We start from the raw sequence: 6,125 nt of genomic DNA, 5'->3' as shown, positions 1-6,125 counted from the left end.
CGGGGCCGCCGGCGGGCCCCCCCCGCGGGGGGGGGGGGGGGGGGGGGGGGGGGGGGGGGGGGGGGGGGGGGCCCCCCCCCCCCCCACCACCCGGTACCGCGCCGGTCACACCACCCGGTACCACTCGTCACGGACGTCCGTGACGAACATCTGGCCGGGCGCGTGGGTGATCGCGAACGGCGGGCGCGAGGCCATGACCGCCGCCTGCGGGGTCACCCCGCACGCCCAGAACACCGGGATGTCGTCCGGCTCCCGCTCCACCGCGTCGCCGAAGTCGGGCCGGTCCAGGTCCTCGATGCCGAGCGCCGACGGGTCACCGCAGTGCACCGGGCCGCCGTGCACCGCCGGGAGCAGGCTGGTCTCCCGGATCGCCGCGGACAGGTACCGCGGCGGCACCGGACGCATGGACACCACCATCGGCCCGCGCAGCCGCCCGGCGGGCGCGCACTGCCGGCCGGTGACGTACATCGGCACGTTGCGGCCCTGCTCGACGTGGCGGATCGGGACGCCGGCCCGGGACAGCGCCGACTCGAAGGTGAAGCTGCACCCGATGAGGAACGAGACGAGGTCGTCCCGCCAGTGGGCGCGTACGTCGGCCGGCTCGTCCACCAGCTCGCCGTCCCGCCACACCCGGTAGCGCGGCAGGTCGGTGCGCAGGTCGGCGCCGTCGGCCAGCGAGGTCGTCCACCCGCCGGCGTCCGTCACGCCGAGTACCGGGCAGGGCTTCGGATTGCGGGTGCAGAACAACAGCATGTCGTAGGCCCAGTCGGCGGGTACGGAGATCAGGTTGGCCTGGGTGTGACCGGCCGCGACCCCCGCCGTGGCGCCGGTCAGCCCCTTTCGGAAGCGGGCCCGGGCCGTTTCCGGCCGCCACGCGCGCGCGTGCTCGTCGACGAGCGTGACCGCGCGGTCCTTTGTCACCTGGCGCGCGCTGTTCACGCCAGCTCCTTCCCGCGCGTCTCGGGCAGTCCGAGCAGCGCGATCGCCGCGACGCCGTAGCCGAGCGCGCCGAAGACCAGCGCGCCGCCCACGCCCCAGCTGTCGGCCAGGAAGCCGACCGTGGTGGGGAAGACGGCGCCCACGGCCCGTCCGGTGTTGTAGGTGAACCCCTGTCCGGTGCCGCGCACCGCCGTCGGGTACAGCTCGGCCAGGTAGGAGCCGAAGCCGCTGAAGATCGCCGACATGCAGAACCCGAGCGGGAAGCCGAGCACGAGCAGGAGGGTGCCGGCGCCGGCCGGGATGTTGGCGTACGCCAGGATGCACAGGGCCGACAGCAGGGCGAACAGCCAGATGTTGCGCCGGCGCCCCAGGCGGTCGGTGAGGTAGCCGCCGGTCAGATAGCCGGTGAAGGCGCCCGAGATCAGGAACGTCAGGTATCCGCCGGTGCCCATCACCGACAGGCCGCGCTCGTCCTTCAGGTACGTCGGCACCCAGGTGGCCAGCGTGTAGTAGCCGCCCTGGACGCCGGTGGACAGCAGCGCGGCGAAGGCCGTGGTCCGCAGCAGTCCGGGGGCGTCGCCCGTGCCCGGTGCGAAGATCGCCCGGAACGAGCCCCTGCCGGGGCTCCGTTCGCGCTCGGCGGCGGTCTCGGGGGCGTCGTGCACACTGCGCCGCACCCAGAGCACGAGCAGTGCGGGCAGCGCGCCGGTCCAGAACATGATCCGCCAGGCCAGCGCGTCGTCGGCCACCGAGAACACCACCGTGTACACGATCGCGGCCAGCGCCCAGCCGACCGCCCAGGAACTCTGGATCGCGCCCAGGGTGCGGCCCCGGTGTTCCGCGCTCGCATACTCGGCGACCAGGATCGCGCCGACCGCCCACTCGCCGCCGAAACCGAGGCCCTGGAGCGCCCGGAAGACCAGCAGCGTCTCGTAGTCGGGCGCGAAACCGCAGGCCACCGTGAACACGGCGTACGTGATCACCGTGAGCAGCAGCGCCCTGACCCGGCCGATCCGGTCCGCCAGTACGCCCGCGAGGGCGCCGCCGACCGCCGAGACGACCAGCGTGACGGTGGTGAACAGCCCGGTCCGGCCGCTGTCCAGGCCGAAGTACGCGGCCAGCGCCACCATGCTCAGCGGCAGCGTGAAGTAGTCGTAGGAGTCGAGGGCGTAGCCGCCGAACGCGCCGGCGAAGGCACGGCGGCCCCGCGGGCCGAGGGCGCGCAGCCAGCCCAGGGCCCCGTCGCCGGCGCCGTGATCGCCGCCGTCGGGGCGCGGGACGACGGTGAGCGGGACCTGCGGTGGAGGGGTTGTGCTCATGGGCACCTCGCAGAAGGAGGACGGAGGGCGCTTGCTGATGAGCCGATGTCCAGCACCGTAGGGGATTGTTCAACGATCCCTCAATACCCCTGTTGTTTCGTTCTTGTGTCTGAGGTTGAATTCCGGGCATGGCAGAGCAGCTGGCGCAACTCGCCGACGACCGCGCCCTCCTGGGGCGCACCAGTACCGCCGAGCGGGTCTCGGACATCCTGAGGAGCCGCATCGCCGACGGTTTCTTCCCGCCCGGCACCCGGTTGTCGGAGGACAGCATCGGGGGCGCGCTCGGGATCTCCCGCAACACGCTGCGGGAGGCGTTCCGGCTGCTCACCCATGAACGGCTGCTGGTGCACGAGCTGAACCGGGGCGTCTTCGTCCGGGTCCTGACCGTCGACGACGTCGAGGACATCTACCGCACCCGCGCCCTCGTCGAGTGCGCGGTGGTCCGCGGGCTCGGCGATCCGCCGTACCGGCTGGAAGGGCTCGCCGAGGCCGTCGAGGACGGGCGGCGGGCGGCCCGGGAAGGCGACTGGAAACGGGTGGGCACGGCCAACATCCACTTCCACCGGGAGCTGGTCGCCCTGGCGGGCAGCGAGCGCACCGACGAGGTGATGCGCAGCGTCTTCGCCGAACTGCGGCTCGCCTTCCACGTGGTGGACGACCCGCGCCGCCTGCACGAGCCGTACATCGCGCGCAACCACGAGGTCCTCCAGGCCCTGGAGGCCGGCGACCGGGAGGGCGCCGAGCGGCTCCTCGCGGCGTACCTCTCGACCTCGCTGGAGCGGGTGCTGGAGGTCTACCGGCGCCGGGTCGGCGAGGACGGCTGACGGGGGCGGGGAGGGCGGCGGGGCGGGAGCCGCGGCGGGGCGGGGACCGCCGGACCGGGATGCGGGGCCGCTCGCCGGGGAGGGCGGGGGGAGCGGGGGGCGGGGAGAGCGAAGGGAGCGGGGAGGGCGGGGAGCGGTCCCGCCGGGGGCGCGGGCCGCTCCGCCGGGGGTGCGGGCCGCTCCGCCGGGGAGGGCGCGGGCCGCTCCGCCGGGGACGTCTGCGGTCGTTTGGGTCGTTGTCAGACCTAGGACCTAGTCTGTGCACCGTGACTTCGCCTGCATCGACGGACAGCGCTCGGCCCCAGCTCAGCGCGGGGCCGCGCCCCGCCATGGGCCCGGCCGCCGACGAGGGGCTGGCGCGGCGGCTGCGCGCGCTCGCCTGCACCGCCCCGCTGCACGACCTCGACGCGCGCAAGGCCAACCTCGCCGGCGAGTACTCGGTCTACGGCATGGCGGAGGTCGCCCTCGCCGCCATCGACCTGGTCACCCTGAACATGGACTTCGACACGGGCGCCGACCACGACCAGATAGTGGCCCGGCTCGTGCCGCGCGTCGCCGCCCAGGCCCCGCGCAGGCCCGCCGCCGAGCACGAGCGGGTGGCCCGCTGGGTCCTGGAGAACCTGATCAACGTCGGCAGCGTCGACCGCGGCTTCCGCGCGGTGTACGGCACGTTCGAACCGGACGGCAGCTATGTGCGCCGCGACTACGATTTCAAGCTGATCGAGGAGGTCCCCGGCCCCGGCGGCACCGTCTACCTGCGCACCACCGACGAGGCGGTCAACGTCCTGGTCGGCGCCCTGGACACCGACGTCACCAGCGCCCAGATCGCCGCCGAGGTGAAGCTGGAGGTGCTGATCAGCCGCGGCCGGCTCGCCGACGCCCAGCTCGCCGCCGAGCAGGCCCGCTACCGCACCGTGCAGTACTCGGAGACCCTGCGCCGGGCCCTGGACGCCACCCGGCGCAACGTCCGCGCGGTGGACTGGCTGGCGGCCGTCCCCGACATGATCGCCGAAGCCCTCGACCACGTGGCCGACCGCTACCGCCACGAGAACGCGATCCTCACCAACATCCGCAAGGCCCGGGACGAATCCGAGGAACCCGAGCACAAGCGCCGCGCCGCCGAGCTGGTCGACATCGTCAAGGACTGCATCCGCCGCCACACCCAGCTCCAGTCCCGGCTGCTGGAGGCGGGCCCGCTGTTCCGCGCCGAGCAGGACCGGCAGGCCTTCGCCACCCCCCTCGCCTCCTCGGGCATAGACCTCTACGGCCACCTCGTCGCCCCCGTCCTGCCACTGCCCGTGGAGCGGGCCCTGCGCGTCACCGACGCCTTCTTCGCCCGCGGTACCGGTTCGCGCACGCCCGTCTCGGTGCGGATCGGCGACCTCGTCGACCTGCTGCTGACCCCGCCCGTCGAGCGTGAGCACCTGGGCGCCGAGATGCCCGAGCCCGACCTGATCGCCACCCCGGACGACAGCCGGTTCAGCGAGGAGCAGCTGGCGGCGGCCAAGGACCTGCTCGACCTGCCGCACGACGCCCCGCGCCGGCTCTCCGGCCTGCTGGCCGAGGCCCGCTGCCGCGAGGGTTCCGACCTCGCGTACCTCGTCGCCCTGCTGGCGGTGCACGCCGCCAGCCCGCCGGTCGGCACCGCCTACCGGCAGGGCGAGGAGAAGCTGCTGTTCGCCGTGGACGACGGCACCGAACTGGACGACCCCGAGTTCGGCGGCGCCGACCTCATCGTGGGCACGGCGCTGCTGGACGCGGCCGGCATGGCGGCGGACCGGACGGAGGCGGCGTGACCGGGGCCGGACGAGCGGACCAGCGGGCGGCGGTGATCACCAGCCGTGACCGGCGCGGCGCCGTGCCGGGCGGGAGCGGTCTGTCCGTGGGGGAGGGGACGGCCGCCCGGCTCCGACGCGTGGCAGGCTCCTGCCGGGTGGCGGGGTGCCCCGGACGCGGTGACAGGCGCGCTGCCGTGCCGGGCGGGAGCGGTCTGTCCGTGGGGGAGGGGACGGCCGTCGGGTCCCGACGCGTTGATTCCGCCCGCCGGGCGGCGGGGCGCCCCGGGCGTCGTGGCAGGCGCGGCGTCACCCCGGACAGCAGCGGCATCACCGCACAGAAGCGCAAGCACACCGAGGAGTACCGACCGTGACCGAGCCCGTCGACTGGAGCGAAGCCGAGCCGGCCGCCGCGGAGAAGGCCCCCGCCGTCACGCCCGGCGACGCCGCCGACGCGGCCCGGCTGGTCGCCTTCGGCCTCCAGCCCAAGCTGCTGCCCGCCCGCGACCAGGAGTACGCGGGCCTGCTGCGCCGCTACCGCGAGGACCCGCCGTTCGCCCGGCTCGCCGACGCCGTGGCGGCCGGCCTCGGCCTGATCGTGCTCGAAGTGTCCCCGCGCGCGGGCATGGCCGTCACCGCCGCCGAGGACTCGGTGTTCGCCGTCCGCATGGGCGACTACGCGCGCCGTGCCGCCACCGACTCCGCCGACCGCTTCCTGCACGGGCTGGCCCACCTCGCCGTCGCCGCCATGGCCTTCCCCCGCCCCGAGGACCTCGCCGACGACGGCTACATCGGCCGCGTCACGGTCAACGGCGTCGACGGCTTCGTCCGCCAGGCCTGCCACCGCCTGGAGGAACGCGCCGCCGAGCAGGGCGAGAACACCGACCCGGTCAGCGACGCCCCCGGCCTGGAGTCCGCCTGGCGGATCTGGGTCAGACGCAGCGCCACCGGCGCCACCAAGGACGCCCGCCGGCTGCCCGGCTCGACCACCGGCATCGTCGCCAAGGCCGTCGCCTTCCTCACCGACTCCGGCTTCCTCCAGCGCACCGGCGACGACCACGGCGGCACCTACCGCACCACCGCCCGCTACCAGCTCCAGGTCCGCGACCTGGCCGGCAGCGCCGCCATGGCCGAGCTGCTGGAGCTGGGCGTGGTCCCGGTCACCGACGGCACCCCCACCCTGCTGCCCGCCGAGGACACCGACGACCTGGAGCTGGTCGCCGACGCCGGCCTGCCGTTCCACTCCGCCTGACCCCCGCCCCGCCACC

At 74.8% G+C, this 6,125-nt stretch carries 5 protein-coding genes; 3 read left to right on the top strand and 2 right to left on the bottom strand.

The window, feature by feature from the left end:
- Window positions 1–105: 105 nt before the first annotated feature.
- Together ACY1JF_RS31315 and ACY1JF_RS31310 are read right to left on the bottom strand one after the other, a co-directional pair.
- Window positions 106–939 (bottom strand): putative hydro-lyase, encoded by an 834-nt coding sequence (locus ACY1JF_RS31315; protein ID WP_462708661.1) that lies wholly within the window; start codon window positions 937–939, stop codon window positions 106–108.
- Window positions 936–2,258 (bottom strand): MFS transporter, encoded by a 1,323-nt coding sequence (locus ACY1JF_RS31310; protein ID WP_462708660.1) that lies wholly within the window; start codon window positions 2,256–2,258, stop codon window positions 936–938. Before ACY1JF_RS31310 ends, ACY1JF_RS31315 begins: the two co-directional genes overlap by 4 nt.
- Window positions 2,259–2,386: 128 nt before the next feature.
- On the opposite strand from ACY1JF_RS31310, the gene ACY1JF_RS31305 reads away from it, so the two are divergent.
- From ACY1JF_RS31305 to ACY1JF_RS31295, 3 genes are all read left to right on the top strand, one after another.
- Window positions 2,387–3,082: a GntR family transcriptional regulator gene (locus ACY1JF_RS31305; protein ID WP_462708659.1), complete on the top strand. Its 696-nt coding sequence runs from the start codon at window positions 2,387–2,389 to the stop codon at window positions 3,080–3,082.
- A gap of 266 nt (window positions 3,083–3,348) precedes the next feature.
- On the top strand, window positions 3,349–4,878 hold the full coding sequence (locus ACY1JF_RS31300; protein WP_462708658.1) for a hypothetical protein: 1,530 nt from the start codon (window positions 3,349–3,351) through the stop codon (window positions 4,876–4,878).
- A gap of 349 nt (window positions 4,879–5,227) precedes the next feature.
- Window positions 5,228–6,109 carry a hypothetical protein gene (locus tag ACY1JF_RS31295; protein ID WP_462708657.1) on the top strand — a complete coding sequence of 294 codons (882 nt, stop codon included), beginning with the start codon at window positions 5,228–5,230 and terminating at the stop codon, window positions 6,107–6,109.
- The last annotated feature ends 16 nt before the right edge of the window (window positions 6,110–6,125 follow it).

The organism is Streptomyces sp. SYSU D01066-1, assembly GCF_054956795.1.
The sequence above is the reverse complement of the archived record's forward strand: the minus strand, read 5'-3'. Positions and strand labels throughout refer to the sequence as shown.